The sequence below is a fragment of the Defluviicoccus vanus genome (assembly GCF_014672695.1).
GTDB classification, from domain to species: domain Bacteria; phylum Pseudomonadota; class Alphaproteobacteria; order Rhodospirillales; family Defluviicoccaceae; genus Defluviicoccus; species Defluviicoccus vanus.
On sequence record NZ_CP053923.1, the window covers coordinates 2,073,739 to 2,088,513 of the forward strand.

10 protein-coding genes and 8 pseudogenes are annotated in these 14,775 nt (G+C 64.6%); 8 read left to right on the top strand and 10 right to left on the bottom strand.

All coding sequences use genetic code 11. The features are described 5' to 3' along the window. Nucleotides 1-79: 79 nt before the first annotated feature. Nucleotides 80-1,447 (bottom strand): transposase, encoded by a 1,368-nt coding sequence (locus HQ394_RS09415; protein WP_190263030.1) that lies wholly within the window; start codon nucleotides 1,445-1,447, stop codon nucleotides 80-82. Nucleotides 1,448-1,590: 143 nt separating this feature from the next. Between HQ394_RS09415 and HQ394_RS09420 the strand changes: the two are divergent. The 4 genes and pseudogenes from HQ394_RS09420 to istA all read left to right on the top strand — a co-directional run. Continuing rightward, nucleotides 1,591-1,920: pseudogene (locus tag HQ394_RS09420) on the top strand (IS5 family transposase); the annotation flags it as partial. 85 nt (nucleotides 1,921-2,005) lie between these two features. Beyond that, entirely contained in the window at nucleotides 2,006-2,530 is a 525-nt protein-coding gene (locus HQ394_RS09425; RefSeq protein ID WP_223291988.1) for a helix-turn-helix domain-containing protein, read from the top strand. Next, nucleotides 2,527-2,766: a hypothetical protein gene (locus HQ394_RS09430; RefSeq protein WP_190263032.1), complete on the top strand. Its 240-nt coding sequence runs from the start codon at nucleotides 2,527-2,529 to the stop codon at nucleotides 2,764-2,766. Before HQ394_RS09425 ends, HQ394_RS09430 begins: the two co-directional genes overlap by 4 nt. Nucleotides 2,767-2,814: 48 nt before the next feature. Further along, nucleotides 2,815-3,938 (top strand): annotated as a pseudogene (gene istA / locus HQ394_RS09435) (IS21 family transposase); the annotation flags it as partial. A gap of 16 nt (nucleotides 3,939-3,954) precedes the next feature. Here istA and HQ394_RS09440 read toward each other — a convergent pair. After that, nucleotides 3,955-4,705 (bottom strand): annotated as a pseudogene (locus HQ394_RS09440) (IS5 family transposase). Nucleotides 4,706-4,760: 55 nt separating this feature from the next. Between HQ394_RS09440 and HQ394_RS09445 the strand changes: the two are divergent. From HQ394_RS09445 to HQ394_RS09460, 4 genes and pseudogenes are all read left to right on the top strand, one after another. Further along, nucleotides 4,761-5,135: pseudogene (locus tag HQ394_RS09445) on the top strand (IS21 family transposase); the annotation flags it as partial. Then, on the top strand, nucleotides 5,132-6,010 hold the full coding sequence (gene istB, locus HQ394_RS09450; RefSeq protein WP_317628934.1) for an IS21-like element helper ATPase IstB: 879 nt from the start codon (nucleotides 5,132-5,134) through the stop codon (nucleotides 6,008-6,010). The pseudogene HQ394_RS09445 and the gene istB, both read left to right, overlap by 4 nt. Before the next feature lie 127 nt (nucleotides 6,011-6,137). Then, nucleotides 6,138-6,524, top strand: a pseudogene (locus tag HQ394_RS09455) (transposase); the annotation flags it as partial. A 16-nt stretch (nucleotides 6,525-6,540) separates the two neighbouring features. Next, nucleotides 6,541-6,960: pseudogene (locus HQ394_RS09460) on the top strand (IS5 family transposase); the annotation flags it as partial. Between the two features lie 19 nt (nucleotides 6,961-6,979). Here the strand turns inward: HQ394_RS09460 and HQ394_RS21495 are convergent. From HQ394_RS21495 to HQ394_RS09495, 8 genes and pseudogenes are all read right to left on the bottom strand, one after another. Next, nucleotides 6,980-7,147: a hypothetical protein gene (locus HQ394_RS21495; RefSeq protein WP_190260090.1), complete on the bottom strand. Its 168-nt coding sequence runs from the start codon at nucleotides 7,145-7,147 to the stop codon at nucleotides 6,980-6,982. Then, nucleotides 7,144-8,330: pseudogene (locus HQ394_RS09465) on the bottom strand (IS701 family transposase). Before HQ394_RS09465 ends, HQ394_RS21495 begins: the two are co-directional and overlap by 4 nt. 76 nt (nucleotides 8,331-8,406) lie before the next feature. Continuing rightward, a pseudogene (locus tag HQ394_RS09470) lies at nucleotides 8,407-8,572 on the bottom strand (IS630 family transposase); the annotation flags it as partial. A 258-nt stretch (nucleotides 8,573-8,830) separates the two neighbouring features. Continuing rightward, nucleotides 8,831-9,841, bottom strand: a complete 1,011-nt coding sequence (locus HQ394_RS09475) for an IS110 family RNA-guided transposase (protein ID WP_190260057.1) — start codon at nucleotides 9,839-9,841, stop codon at nucleotides 8,831-8,833. Between the two features lie 120 nt (nucleotides 9,842-9,961). Next, on the bottom strand, nucleotides 9,962-10,540 hold the full coding sequence (locus HQ394_RS09480) for an REP-associated tyrosine transposase (RefSeq protein WP_223291476.1): 579 nt from the start codon (nucleotides 10,538-10,540) through the stop codon (nucleotides 9,962-9,964). A gap of 118 nt (nucleotides 10,541-10,658) precedes the next feature. Then, complete coding sequence (locus HQ394_RS09485; RefSeq protein WP_190260058.1) at nucleotides 10,659-11,831, bottom strand: ABC transporter permease; 1,173 nt, start codon at nucleotides 11,829-11,831, stop codon at nucleotides 10,659-10,661. Then, nucleotides 11,828-12,823, bottom strand: a complete 996-nt coding sequence (locus HQ394_RS09490) for an ABC transporter permease (protein WP_190260059.1) — start codon at nucleotides 12,821-12,823, stop codon at nucleotides 11,828-11,830. The genes HQ394_RS09485 and HQ394_RS09490 overlap by 4 nt, the downstream gene beginning before the upstream one ends. Beyond that, the gene (locus tag HQ394_RS09495) at nucleotides 12,801-14,774 is read right to left on the bottom strand and encodes an ABC transporter substrate-binding protein (protein ID WP_223291477.1); all 1,974 of its coding nucleotides are present in this window, start codon (nucleotides 14,772-14,774) and stop codon (nucleotides 12,801-12,803) included. The genes HQ394_RS09490 and HQ394_RS09495 overlap by 23 nt, the downstream gene beginning before the upstream one ends. Between the last annotated feature and the right edge of the window lies 1 nt (nucleotide 14,775).

The window sequence follows — 14,775 nt, forward strand, 5'->3', positions numbered from 1 at the left end:
TCGGTGCGTCGGCGCCTCTGTCAGCGCCATTTTGGGCGGTGCGGTCGCGCTGGCGCGCCTGCGGAACTGGCCGCGCAGGCTAGACGGCGCGGCTGAGGGCGAACATCCGCTTCAGGTTCCATGCCATGGTTACAAGCCTCCACTCGCCACGGGCGGCATTGAGCCCGCGCAGCAGGAACTGCCGGAACCCCAGCACGGACTTGATGATGCCAAACACTGGCTCGGGCGTCTGCTTGCGCAGGGCGTAGAGCGCGCGGCCCTGCGGCGTGCGCAGCCGATACGCCATCGCCTGAACCGGGGTGGGGTCTTCGGGCGCCGGTGGCGCCGCAGCGAAGCGCTCTTGCAGGCTGAGATGATGCGCCTCGCGACCAAGTGCGATCAGCGGTTCGATCCCGCCGGCCACACAGGCCTGCACATTCGCCTCGCTGAAGTAGCCATTGTCCGCCAACAGCATGTCCGGCCTGCCGAGCACGTCCGGCAGAGTGCCGATCTTGTCCAGCATGGGTGTAAGCTGCTGCTTGTCGTTGGGCGCCTGCACCACGTCGGCGACCACCACCAGCAGACTGCCCGCCGCCACCGCCGCCTGCGCATTGTAGCACTGCTCAAAACCGCCGCCCGCCACCGCCATGATGCGGCTTTCCTCGTCGGTCAGATTGATCTGATCCGTGGGCAGCGGCGTCGCCACCGGCGGCTTCGGCTCACGGCCCGTGGGCTTCTTGCCGGTGGCCGCTGCCTTGGCGTCCCGTGCTGCGAGTTTCGCCTGATGGTCTGCCTGCTCCCGTTCGAAGCGTTCCTTCGCGCGGGCCTCGATCTTCGCCCGGGCCTCGGCGAGCCTGGACAACCGTTCCTCACGTCGCGCCAATTCGTCGGGGATCGACATGCCGTCAGCGATGTCCACCTGGTCCGCCGCTTCTGCCTTGGCCATGAGATCGGCCACTTCGGCCTGCAGTTGGGCCTCCAGCTTGCCCGCATGGTCATGGTCATAGGACAGCGCGCTGTGCCGGCTGGCATTGGCGTGGACCTTGGTCCCGTCGAGCCCGACCGTTCCCAGCTTCAGCACGCCCATCTCGCGCGCGAGCACCAGCACCTGGACGAACAGCTTCTCGATCTGCGGCAGAAAGCGTCGGCGGAACGCGGCGATGGTGTCATGGTCCGGATGATCGTTCGCCGCGATGAAGCGGAACGCCACGCTGTCATAGGTCGCCCGCTCCAGCTTGCGGCTGGAGAACACCCCGGTGGCGTAGCCGTAGATCAGAATGCCCAGCAGAAGGCTGGGGTGGTAGGACGCTTCCCCAGAGCCACGGTAGCTGCCGGTCATCGGCCGCAGATCCAGCCCCGCGATCACCTCCACCACGAACCGCGCCAAGTGCCGCTGCGGAAGCCACTCGTCCACCGACGGCGGCATCAGAAATCCGCTGTCGCGGTCGATCGGGCGGAAGTTGCTCATGCCGAAGAGGTCCGGGCCGGGGGCGTGAATCCATGCCCGGATTCTATAACCCACAGCTCCGCCTCGCGTTAAGTCCGACAGGCTGCTAGGGCCTGTTGAGATTCAGGATTCCATCCTTGGCTTGATTGTGATTCAAGCTATGGATGGAACGTTTTGTACTGACAGACGCCCAATGGGCGAGAATGGAACCGCACTGCCTGGGCAAGCCAACGGACGCGGGTCGCAGCGGCAGAGACAATCGGCTCTTTGTCGAGGCGGTTCTGTGGGTAGTTCGCACGGGCAGTCCCTGGCGTGATTTGCCGGCCTTTTTCGGCAACTGGAACACCGTCTTCAAGCGCTACCGAGACTGGGTCAAAGCCGATGTTTTCATTCGGCTTTTCGAGGCTTGCTCGGATGATCCCGATATGGAGTACGCCATGGTCGACGCCACCATCGTCAAGGTTCACCGCCATGGCCAGGGCGCAAAAGGGGGACTCATACCAGGGTGCGTAGAGTTTGACTCTCTTGGGGGTTTCTTGTGGTGTGGGAATTGCTTTGATCGGGGCCGGCGATGGCGGCGTGGGAGACGGCTCGATGGGGGCGGCGGTGCGTTTGCGTGAGGATTTCGGCGCGGAGGAGCTGCGCCGGTTGGCCTGCAAGGCGGTGAACGGGCTGCAGGCCCGGCGGTTGATGGCGCCGCCGGCGATTGCTGATGGCAAGAGCCGGGCCGAGGCGGCGAGCGTCGGCTTGATGGACCGGCAGACGCTGCGGGACTGGGTCGTTCGCTTCAATGCCGAGGGGCCGGCTGGGCTGATCGACAAGCCATCACCGGGCCGGCGGGCGAAGCTGACGCCGTCACACAAAGAGGCCTTGCGCCAACTGGTCGAAGATGGACCTGGCCAGCACAAACCCGATCTCGTCCGCTGGCGGCGCGCCGACCTGGCGGCGGTGATCAAGGACCGGTTTGCCGTCGATTGCCACGCGACAACGATCGGTCGGATGTTGCGGCAACTGGGGTTTTCGCACGTCAGCCCGCGGCCACGGCATCCGGAGAAGGACGACCAAGCCGCGGACACGTTTAAAAAAACTTCGTCGAGCGGGTGACGGACCTCGCCAAGGGGCTGCCGGAGGGGACACCCGTGGAGATCTGGTTTCAGGACGAGGCGCGTGTCGGCCAGAAGAACGGTCTCGTCTACCAGTGGGCCAGACGTGGCACGCGACCGCGGCAACCGAAAGACCAGCGCACCGCCTGGGCCTACATCTTCGGTGCGGTCTGTGTGTATGGCGGTGACAAATTAGGCCACGTAGCGGCGGTGATTGGTGCTGCCGCGCCGGAGTAAAATCTGGCCAGTGGTTAGGCGGTCTCTTTTTTGTGGGGGCGGCCGGGGATGTTTGCCGTGGAAGTCTACGCCGCCGTTCGGCATTTCGTTTTCATCGAGGGCAACAGCCGGCGTGAGGCGGCCCGGTGTTCGGGCTGAGCCGTGAGACGGTTTCGAAGATGTGCCGGTTCTCGTTGCCGCCCGGCTACACGCGAACGAAGCCGGTGAAGAAGCCGAAGCTCGGGGTGCTGCTGCCGGTGATCGACGCCATCCTCGAGGCCGACAGGACGGCGCCTTCGAAGCAGCGGCATTCGGCCAAGCGGATCTTCGAGCGACTGCGCGACGAGCACGGTTATGCCGGCGGTCTGACGGTGGTGAGGGACTACGTCCGGGTTGCTCGGGGAGATTGCGGGAGACCTTCGTGCCGCTGGCTCATCCGTCCGGTCATGCGCAGGTCGACTTTGGCGAGGCGATCGGCGTGATCGGCGGCGTCCGGCAGAAGATCCACTTCTTCTGCATGGACCTGCCGCAATCGGATACTCCTTTCGTGAAGGCCTATCCGGCGGAGACGACGGAAGCCTTCCTCGACGGGCATGTGTCGGCATTCGCCTTCTTTGGCGGCGTGCCGTTGTCGGTGCTTTACGACAACACGACGCTCGCGGTGGCGAAGATCTGCGGCGACGGCAGGCGGGAGCGCACCCGGGCCTTTACGGAACTGCAGAGCCCATTACCTGTTCCAGGATCGCTTCGGCCGTCCCGGCAAGGGCAACGACAAGGGCAAGGTCGAGGGGCTGGTGAAGTATGCTCGATCGAACTTCCTGACGCCGATCCCCCAGGCGGCAAGCTTCGACGATCTCAATGCCATGCTGGAAGAGCGCTGCCGGCAGCGACGAGGCGAACGCGCCGGTCGCCACGGCGAAACCATCGGCGAGCGTCTCGTCGCCGACCTCGAAGCCTTCCGGGATTTGCCGGCGGTGCCATTGGAGCCGAGCGAGAAGCGGGCGGCCCGTGTCTCATCGACCGCCCTGGTCCGCTACCGCGGCAACGACTACTCGGTACCGACGGCATACGGCTTCCGGGATGTTGTGGTGAAGGGCTTCGTCGACGAGGTGGTGATCCTTTGTGCCGGCGAGGCGATCGCCCGGCATCGTCGCTGCTATGGCACGGGCACCTTCGTATTCGAGCCGCTGCACTAGGGCCTGTTGAGATTCACCGTGAGTTTATGACGGCGGCGACGAGATAGATATTGGCGCTGAAGCTTTGGTCTGTTTTGTCGGCACGCATGGCGATGCGCTTGAACTCTTTGAGCTTACAGAAGAAGTTTTCGATGAGATGGCGCCATTTGTACATCTCGGCATCGAATGGGAGAGGCTTGGTCCGGCGCGGATGCTGGGAGATGACGATCTTGGCGCCGCGCTCGTTGAGCTCAGCGACGATGTCGTTGCTGTCGAAGGCTTTGTCGGCGATGAAAGCGTCGAATTGGAGGCCGTCGATGAGCGGGGCAACGCCGACGGTATCGAAGCGGTGGCCCGGCAGGAGTGCGAAGCGTACGAGATTGCCCAGGGCATCGGTCAGGGCCAGGATCTTGGTCGTCATGCCGCCCTTGGAGCGCCCTATGGCCTGGCTCTGAGTCCCCCTTTTGCGCCCTGGCCATGGCGGTGGACCTTGACGATGGTGGCGTCGACCATGGCGTACTCCATATCGGGATCATCCGAGCAAGCCTCGAAAGCCGAATGAAAACATCGGCTTTGACCCAGTCTCGGTAGCGCTTGAAGACGGTGTTCCAGTTGCCGAAAAAGGCCGGCAAATCACGCCAGGGACTGCCCGTGCGAACCACCCACAGAACCGCCTCGACAAAGAGCCGATTGTCTCTGCCGCTGCGACCCGCGTCCGTTGGCTTGCCCAGGCAGTGCGGTTCCATTCTCGCCCATTGGGCGTCTGTCAGTACAAAACGTTCCATCCATAGCTTGAATCACAATCAAGCCAAGGATGGAATCCTGAATCTCAACAGGCCCTATCTGGCGCTGATCGAGACGAAGCCGAATGCCCTCGACCAGGCGGCGGCGCTGAAAGACTGGGATCTGCCGGAGGCGTTCCAGCACCTGCGCCATCTCCTCGAGGCGCGCATGGGCAACCGCGGCAGGCGGGAGTTCATCCAGGTGCTGCGGCTGATGGAGGCGATCCCGATGGAGATGGTGGCGAGCGCGGTCAGCGAAGCGATCCGGCTCGGCGTCATCGGCTTTGATGCGGTCAAGCAGATTGCTCTGGCGCGCGTCGAGCGGCGGCCGGCCCGGCTCGACCTGACGGCCTATCCACATCTGCCGAAAATGGACGTCAGGATGACGGCGGCGGCTGACTACGCCGTTCTCGTTCCCGGGACAACGGCATGACCGGCAAGGCGGGCGCTGATGCGATGCCGGCGGGAACGACAAGCGGCACACCGCAGGTTCTGCTGGCGCATCACCTCAAGCAGTTGAAGCTGCCGACCGTTCTGCGGGAATACGACAAGATCGCCCGCGAATGCGCACGCGACGGCGTCGATCATCCCCGCTATCTGCTGCGCCTGGTGGAACTCGAACTGATCGACCGAGAACGCCGAATGGTCGAGCGGCGGATCAAGGCAGCACGCTTCCCGGCGGTCAAAAGCCTCGACACCTTCGACTTCACCGCGATTCCCAGCCTCAACAAGATGCTGGTGCTCGAGCTGGCCCGCTGCGAGTTCATCCTGCGCCGGGAGAACGTCATCGCGCTCGGCAACAGTGGCACCGGCAAGACCCATGTCGGGCTCGCCCTCGCTCTTGCCGCCTGCCAGAAGGGGTTCACCGTCGCCTTCACCACCGCGGCCGCCCTCGTGCACCAGTTGATGGAGGCGCGTGACGAGCGCCGCTTGCTGAAGCTGCAACGCGATCTCCAGTCGGTGATGTTGCTCATCGTCGACGAACTCGGTTACCTGCCGCTGTCGCCGACCGGGGCGGAACTTCTGTTCGAGGTGTTCTCCCAGCGCTACGAGCGCGGCTCGACCCTCGTCACCTCCAATCTGCCGTTCGAGGACTGGACCTCGGTGCTGGGATCGGAACGGCTCACCGGCGCGCTGCTCGACCGCCTGACCCACCACGTCCATATCCTCACCATGAACGGCGACAGCTACCGGTTGAAGCAATCCGCCGGACGTCGTCGTCCCCCCACCGCAGCCGATCGGGCGGAGCAAAACCAGACCACCGCCGAGACCGTCGATCCCGAGACCGGCGAAACCAGCAAGCCCTGATCCCCGAGGCAAAGCCGACGCACGGCAAGGGGCCCGATCGGGCCCCTTGCCGTGATTGCACCGCTCTCGCCCAAATGGCCTGCTTTTACTCCGCTACAGTGGCCCAGAATTGCTCCGCCGTTGACAGGTCTGCCCGGCCCGCGACACCGGGGCGGCGCTAGTGATGCCGCGCGCCGACACCGAGGCGATGCGGTTGCATCTGGAGGAAATCAGCCGCACGGTGGCGCCCGGCGCCCACGGCGTCGTCGTCATCGACAAGGCCGGCTGGCACACCACCCCGGCGCTGGCGGTTCCGGCCAACCTCTCGCTGCTCCACTTGCCGCCCTGCAGCCCGGAGCTCAACCCGCAAGAGAACATCTGGCAGTTTCTCCGCCAAACCTATCTGTCCAACCGTGTGTTCGATGGCCACGAGGCCATTGTCGAAGCCTGCTGCAAAGCCTGGAATGCCCTGCTCGACGAGGCCGGCCGCATCGCCTCCATCGCCACCCGAACCTGGGCCATCATCGGTCAGTAATTATGCTCGCTGGTATCAGAGCCAGGCCATAGGGCGCTCCAAAGGCGGCATGACGACCAAGATCCTGGCCCTGACCGATGCCCTGGGCAATCTCGTACGCTTCGCACTCCTGCCGGGCCACCGCTTCGATACCGTCGGCGTTGCCCCGCTCATCGACGGCCTCCAATTCGACGCTTTCATCGCCGACAAAGCCTTCGACAGCAACGACATCGTCGCTGAGCTCAACGAGCGCGGCGCCAAGATCGTCATCTCCCAGCATCCGCGCCGGACCAAGCCTCTCCCATTCGATGCCGAGATGTACAAATGGCGCCATCTCATCGAAAACTTCTTCTGTAGGCTCAAAGAGTTCAAGCGCATCGCCATGCGTGCCGACAAAACAGACCAAAGCTTCAGCGCCAATATCTATCTCGTCGCCGCCGTCATAAACTCACGGTGAATCTCAACAGGCCCTAGTACTACAGTTGCGTTTCTAGTCGTTTCTTGCGGTGACTGCTGGCGGCTGTCGTTTGGTGGCTGCGGCGCCATCGTGAGCAGGCCCAGACGAAGGCGGGATGGGTTTTCGCCCGGAACAGGATCCTTTCGAGCATGTGGCGGATTTCCGGCGTGGCGAGCGGGACGGTCATGCGGCCGCGGCGGCCGGACTCGTTTTGTCCCGTTTATCGAAGGCGATCCGGCGCTGGTCGGCCGNNACAATTTGGCGAGGAAGGCGGCGGCAGCGAGGACCAGGCTCATGTGGCGATGCCATCCGTGCCAGGAGCGCGCCTCGCAGTGATCGAGGCCGAGGTCGTCCTTCGCCCGCAGGAAGCACTCCTCGATCGTCCAGCGGAGGCCTGCGGCAGCGGCAAGCTCGGGCAGGGACGTGCCTTGCCGGGCATAGGCAAGGTAATAGGCGAGTGCTTGCGCATCACGCCGGCTGCGGCGGATGAGCAGCCAGCGCTCGAAACCGTCATCCGTCGACCATCCGAGCGGCAGCCTTGCCCAGTCGTAGAGCCTTGGACCCTTCGCCCCCTCGCCGGCGGTCAGCGACGACCACGCATCGTCCGCCAGCGTGTCCAGCATGGTGGCAGGGTCGGTCTGGACGAGGGTCCCGTCCTCGAGGAAGCGAAGGGTGTGGTTGGAGCGTACGGCAAGGACATAAGGCTGGCCGCGGCCCTCGAGCAGGTGCCGGAGTTGACTGTCCGAGCCGTAGAGCGCATCGGCGAGAACCCAGGCGCAAGGCGGGCCGGCGTCGAGCGTCCGCTCGATCATCTCCCGCGCCATCGCCGGCTTGGTCTTGAATTCGACGTCGTCCGGCACGGCGGCCGTCCGGCGGCGCGTCGCATCGTCCGCCCAGTCTTTCGGCAGGTACAGCTGCCGGTCGATGAGCGCGTGGCCCCAGCGGCTGGCGTAGGCGACGAAAACGCCGACCTGGCAGTTCTCGATCCGGCCGGCGGTGCCCGAGTACTGACGGCCGACACCCACCGAGTGCCGGCCCTTCTTCAGGAAACCGGTCTCATCGACAACGAGCACGCCGCCCGGATCACCCAGCGCGTTCGTCACGTACCCGCGCACCAGATCGCGAAGCTGGTCTGCCGACCATGAACTGCGTCCGAGCAGTGACTGGAGGCGATAGGGTGCCTCGAGGCCCGCCTGTTCGGCCAGCATCCAGCCGGTCTTGCGCGATGCCGCCGAGAACAGCCCGTCGATGAACATCCCGGCCGAACGGCGCGTCTCCGCCCGCCCCAGCGCCGGCGCGATCACCCGCCTCAACCCCTCGAGCTCCGCCTTCCAATCAACAAGCGTGCCCGCCCATTCCGCCACACCCATCCGTCGCCCTCCCACAGCCGCAGGCAACGGAACCATATTAGAGGATAAAATGCAACTGTAGTAGTAGAGCGGAATCCTACCAGTCTGGATCGTATCCGCAGGCTCTGAAGTAGTTTGCGCACTCGGCTGGGGTGAAGTCGTCGCGCGAAGCGGCCGATGGCGGCCCAGAGGGCTTCGACGGTGCGCTCGGCGGCTTTGCGGAGCAGGGCCTTGAGCTTCGCGAACGCCTTCTCAATGGGGTTGAGCGCGTAGCCCTTGTGTGGACGGCCCCCTGGGTGCAAGGGGTGAGGGGGAGAAAATCTGATCTGGTGCGATGGCAGTCGTGTGTCCGGCCTGTTTTGCGCGGCACGATGTCCGCTGGCCCAGATGGGTTCCGCGATCCACGCCCAAACGGATTAGCGGCCTTGATGGCCACCGGGCTACCCGGGTTCTGTGGATCGTCGGCTCGACCGATCAGCATCTCTCTTCCTCAGCCCTGCACCCTTGGCATCAAAGAGTGGTCAGGCGGTGGCCGGCTGGCGATACGCCTCGCCGCGCGTCATCATCGCCCAGACGATGCGCGCCATCTTGTTGGCCAGGGCGACCGCCGCGAGCTTGCGCGGCCGCCTTGCCAGCAAAGCGATGAGCCAAGCCGAGGCTCTTCCCGGCTTGGCCTGCCTGATCACCGCGGTTGCTCCCAGCACCAGCAGCTGGCGCAACCGCTCATCGCCGGCGCGGCTGATCCCGCCCAGCCGCGTCTTGCCGCCGGTGGAATGCTCGCGCGGAGTCAGCCCCAGCCAGGAGGCGAAATGCCGCCCCGACTTGAACTGGCTGAAGTCGACCCGCAGCACCAGGCTCAGCGCGCCGATCGGCCCGATCCCCGGCACCTCCGCCAGCATCTGGCTGGTTGGCGTCTGTTTGTGTTGCGCCACCAGCCGGGCGTCGACCTCGGCCAGCCGCGCATCCAGCCGACCGATCTCGGCGCCCAGCAACGCCAATGCGTCCCTCGCCGGCGTCGGCAGCTCCGCGTCCTCGGCGACGTCGGCCAGCAGCTTTGCCACGCCTTGGCGGCCAAGGCGGCCGACATGACCGAACTCGGCCGCGTGTCCGCGCAGCGCGTTGACCAGCTGCGTGCGTTGGCGCACCAGGAGCTCGCGCACCGACAGCAGCATCGCGTTGGCCTGCTGCCTCGCCGACTTGACCGCGACCTCGCGCATCTCCGGCCGCGCCGCGGCTTCGCTGATCGCCTCGGCATCGTTGCGATCGTTCTTGCCGCGCTTGACGAAGGGTTTGACGTATTGCGGCGGGATCAACCGCACCGTGTGGCCGAGCCCAGCCAGCACACGGCCCCAGTGATGCGAGCCGCCGCAGGCCTCCAGCACCACCTCCATCGGCGGTCGGCGCGCGAAGAATGGCACCATGTCCTGGCGGCGCAGATTGCGTCGCAGCACCGCCCGCCCGTCGGCATCCGTGCCATGCAGGGTGAAGACGGACTTGGACGTGTCGATCGCAATGCGGGTAAGCTCGGTCATGGACGGCTCCTGTTCACTTCGACAGCGAACCTTGGCACCAGATGCCGCGGGGCCGTCCACCCCAACGGATTAAGTTGTCGTAGGGCGGGTCTAAAGCGCAAGCGTGACCCGCCGAATGCGTTACTCGCCGCAATCCTTGTCCGACGAAGACTGTTCTCCCGCCCCGAGCCAGCTTTCCGGATACAACCCGCGCCCGACAGCGGACTTGAACGTCGAATACGGCCACGCCGCTGGTTCACGGACGTAGCCATGCTTGACCGGATTGAAATGAACATAGTCGATATGCGCGGCGAAATCTTCATCGTCGCGGATCGCATGCTCCCAATACCGGCGCTGCCAGATGCCGCGCTCGCCCTTTCGCAGTCGTGCATCGGATCGCCGCTCGCAAACAGGCAGGCTGCGAGCGAAAATCGACTTGATCAGCCGCCAGCGGGTCGCGAAGTCGTCGTCATCCGGCGGCAGGGTCCAAACGCAATGGAGATGATCGGGTAGCACGACCCAGGCGTCGATCGTGAACGGTCGGCTCCGGCCCACCAGACGAACCGCGTCGCGCAAGAAATCAATGTGTCGTATCAACAAGTCGTTGCCCCGCCGTTCGAGCAGGTTGACCGTGAAGAAATAACATCCACCGGGCACGCGGTAGCGTCGGTAGTCGGGGATGGTTCTTTTCTCCGGTTCGGTTTCGATGTGCCGATACATTCGGCGGGTCACGCTTCGCTTTAGACCCGCCCTACCGCGTCCTTACGCCGAAGCGACGCAACTGGCGAGCAGACGCAAGCTTCTCCGGGCGGCGAAGGCTCTGACGCTGCCCGCACCGTCAATGATATGGATCCGCGGCGTCGCGGAGGCCGTCGCCCATGAAGTTGAAGGCGAGGACGACCAGGATCACCGGCAGCATCGGCAGCAGCAGCCAGGGATAGAGTTCCACTGCCTCGATGTTCTGCGCCTCGGTCAGCAGTACGCCGAGGCTGGTGACCGGGGNGCGCAGGCCGAGACCGAGGAAGCTGAGCGCCGTCTCGCCCAGGATCATCGATGGAATCGCCAGCGTCGCCGAGGCGATCAGGTGGCTGAAGAAGTTCGGCAGCAGGTGAAAGCCGATGATCCGTGCCGGCGAGGCGCCGAGGAACTGTGCCGCTCGGCAGAAGTCCTCCTCGCGCAGCGACAGGAGCTTTGAGCGCACGGCGCGGGCCAGACCGGGCCAGTCGAGCAGCCCGAGGATGACGGTGATGCCGAAGTAAATGAGGATCGGACTCCAGTCCACCGGCAGCACGGCGGAAAGCGCCATCCACAGCGGCAATTCCGGCAGCGAGCGGAGGATCTCGATCAGCCGCTGGACGACGCTGTCGATCCAACCGCCGAAGTAGCCGGCGAGGCCGCCGAAGAACAGGCCCAGCACGATACTGATCGTGACGCCGATCAGGCCGATGGTGATCGATATCCGGCCGCCGTAGATCATTCGTGACAGCATGTCGCGGCCGAGCCGGTCGGTGCCGAAAAGAAACAGCGTCCCGCCCTCGGCCGGACAGATCAGGTGTCGATTGCTGCGCACCACGCCGAACCACGCATAGCGGTCGCCGCGGCAGAAGAAGCGGACGCGTTGAACCTTCTCGGTGTTGACCCTGTACTCCCGCGCCAGCGTCTCCATGTTGAGCTGATAGTCGAGACCATAGACAAAGGGGCCGACGAAGCGGCCGTCGTGAAACAGCCGCAGCCGTTGCGGCGGCGCATAGATGAAGCCGGTGTGGCGATCGTTCAGTCCGTAGGGGGCGAGGAACTCGGCGAACAAAACCGAGAGATAGAAGAAGATCAGCAGCGCGGCCGATATCACCGCCAGCCGGTGACGGCGGAACTTCCACCAGATCAGCTTCCACTGCGGCGCCATGTAGTAGCGCTCCATCGCCGGCGTCAGCCGCTCTGCCTCTTCGATGACGAAGGGTGCCGGATCGACGAAGTGCGGCAGGCGATCGGCCGCGGCATCCCGTCGCATCATTCCGCCCTCCTGCGGACGCGGATGCGCGGATCGAGCACCGCCAGGAGGATGTCGGAGACAAACATGCCGACGACGGTGAGCAGGGCCAGGAACATCAGGAACGAACCGGCAAGATACATATCCTGGCTCTGCAGGGCGCGCAGCAGCACCGGCCCCGTGGTTTGCAGCGACATCACCGCGGAGACGATCACCGAACCGCCGACGACGCTGGGCAGCAGGTTGCCGATATCGGCGATGAAGGGATTGAGTGCCATCCGCAGTGGATACTTGCGCAACAGTTTGCCCGGCGGCAGGCCCTTGGCACGACCGGTGACCACGTACTGCTTCTGCAGTTCGTCGAGCAGGTTGGCGCGCAGGCGGCGGATCATCCCGGCGGTGCCGGACATGCCGATGACCAGCACCGGCACCCAAAGATGCGCCAGCACCGAGCCCAGCTTCGCCAGCGACCAGGGTTGGTTGATGTATTCCGGCGCCATCAGCGTGCCGATCGAGGTGCCGAAGGTGACGTTCGCCAGATACATCAGGATCAGCGCCAGGAGGAAGTTCGGCGTGGCGAGACCGATCAGGCCGATGAAGCTGAGACCGTAGTCGGTCCAGCTGTACTGGCGGGTTGCCGCCAGGACGCCGATCGGAAAGGAAACAACATAGACAAACAGAACGGTAAAGAAATTGAGGATGACGGTCAGCAGCAATCGATCGCCGACAACATCCCTGACCGGTTTATTGTATTCGAAGGAATATCCCATGTCACCATGCAGAAGGCCGAACACCCAGCGGCCGTATTGTTGGATCAGTGGCTGGTCGAGACCATACTGCTGCCGCAAGAAATCGATCTTTTCTTTCGCCGCGGCGTCACCCTCGCTGGCCAGCTCGGCCATGTAGGTGCTCAGATAGTCGCCCGGCGGCAGCTGAATGATGACGAAGACGAGGGCGCTGATCACCAGCAACGTCATCGCCATGATGAACAGCTTACGGGCCAGGAACGTCAGCATTGTTCGACCTGTCGACAGCACGCGGGGATGAAACGGGAGGCGCTTCGTCAAACCAGAACGTATCGGGATGATAGACGCCGAAATGTGCCCCCGGCTCCCAGTTGTAGAGACCCCGTTCGGGGACATTGCGGAGCCTGGCGTTGACGATGACCGGTTGCGGCACACCGCGGACGGTGCCGATGGAGAACGCCTGCTCGGCGCGGATCGCCAGCATCCGCTGCCATAGCGCCGCCTGCTCGGCACGACTGGCAGCGCTGGTCCAAGCGGTGTTCAGCGCCAGCAGCGACGCCGCCGGTTCCAGGTCGACCGGTTCGCCGGAGCGACCATTGCTCTCATAATACTGCCCCCATTTCGGCCAGCACAGCTGTTGCTGATTGGTCGGCGCCAGCTCCTGCGGCGACAGGGTTGGGGTGGCGAGGCCGTTCTCCAGCCCATACCAGACGGACAGGAGCGCGGCACCGGAGAAGACCCGGTTGCGCATCAGTTCCCGCTGTTCAGGCTTGATCAGCAGCTGAATCCCCGCCTCGAACAGGCTATCGCGGATCAGCTGCAGGATCGCCACCTGCGTCGGATCTTCACCTGCCGTCTCCGCCACCAGCCGTAGCGGCACGCCGTCTGGCAGTTGGCGGATGCCGCTAGTTCCACGCTGGGTGAGGCCGATCTCGTCGAGGAGCCGGTTGGCAGCGGCTAGATCGAACCGTGCCCAGGCAGTGGCGAAGTCCGGTTCGTAGAGCGGGCTCTCCGGCAGGACGGTATCGTTGCCCTCCTGCGCCAGGCCGTAATAGACGACTTCATTGATTTCCGTGCGGTCGATCGCCAGCGACAGCGCCCGGCGGAAGCGCACGTCACGCAGCAGTGCCCGCCATTGCGGGTCAGTGGCGTTCAGGTTCGGATACAGCGCCAGCTCGGAGCCGCGCGCCGACCGCCACAGCCGCACCTGATAGTCGTTGCGCCGCTCGCCCTGCTTCAGCACGGTGTAGTTGTCGAAGGTCAGCCCGCGCGCCTGCAGATCGGCATCGCCGGCCGCCGCCTTGGCCGGGATCAGCGACGCGCTGACGATGGACATTGCCACCTGATCCACATAGGGCAGCTGGTGACCGGCATCATCGATGCGGTGATAGAAGGGATTGCGTTCGAACAGGAACCGCGACGAGGGCGGCAGCGTCTTCAGCACCCACGGTTCCAGCGTTGGCAGGTCGGGGTTGTCGTTCTTGTAGGGCTGCGCCTTGTTCATGAACAGCGCCACCCAGTTGCGCGCCCCCTGCTCCTTCGCCAGCGCCTTCAGCGCGTCCGGCGGGGTGTAGGCGGGATGAAACTGCTTCAGGTAATGGGCAGGCAGAAAGATGTAGTCCGGTCGCGCGCCTGCCAGTGCCGGCAGGAAGAAGGGGTTGGGCGTGTCCCAACTGTAGCGAACGGTGGTGGCATCGGGAAATTCGACCCGCGGCGGCTTGCCACCGGCGAGCAGGAACCGATCCGGGCCGCCGGGTGATAGCTCAGGGTTATTGGCCACGTTCTCCCAGAAGAAGCGGAAGTCCTCGCTGGTGAACGGCTGACCATCCGACCATTTGTGACCGGGACGGAGGTGGAGGGTAAAGACTTTTTCCCCCTCCTCCTCGATGCCGGCAAGGAGATCGGGCACCAGAGCCCACGTCTCGTCGTAGCCAACCAAGCGGGCGTAGCCATAGACGACCATCATCCGCACGTCCTTCGGCTGGCTCATCAGCATCCTGAGCGTGCCGCCGTAACGGCCTGGCGTGCGACCAGCCACATCCATCGGCACCACCTGCGGGATGGCGGGAAGTCGCTGCTGCACCGGTGGCAATGTGCCGGCGGCCACCAGCGGTGCCAGCACCGGCGGCTCGATCATCTCGGCAGCTGCGGTCGGTGTCGACCGCGTCATCGCACCAACCAGAGCGAGTAGCAGCACCGCCAGGAGGGCTGCGGTTCGCATC

Bases quoted from the DNA above. Each gene is read 5' to 3' on its own strand.
- istB (WP_317628934.1), top strand. From the start codon at position 5,132: ATGACCGGCAAGGCGGGCGCTGATGCGATGCCGGCGGGAACGACAAGC.
- HQ394_RS21495 (WP_190260090.1), bottom strand. From the start codon at position 7,147: ATGACCGTCCCGCTCGCCACGCCGGAAATCCGCCACATGCTCGAAAGG.
- HQ394_RS09480 (WP_223291476.1), bottom strand. From the start codon at position 10,540: ATGTATCGGCACATCGAAACCGAACCGGAGAAAAGAACCATCCCCGAC.
- HQ394_RS09490 (WP_190260059.1), bottom strand. From the start codon at position 12,823: ATGCTGACGTTCCTGGCCCGTAAGCTGTTCATCATGGCGATGACGTTG.
- HQ394_RS09415 (WP_190263030.1), bottom strand. From the start codon at position 1,447: ATGAGCAACTTCCGCCCGATCGACCGCGACAGCGGATTTCTGATGCCG.
- HQ394_RS09475 (WP_190260057.1), bottom strand. From the start codon at position 9,841: ATGACCGAGCTTACCCGCATTGCGATCGACACGTCCAAGTCCGTCTTC.
- HQ394_RS09495 (WP_223291477.1), bottom strand. From the start codon at position 14,774: ATGCGAACCGCAGCCCTCCTGGCGGTGCTGCTACTCGCTCTGGTTGGT.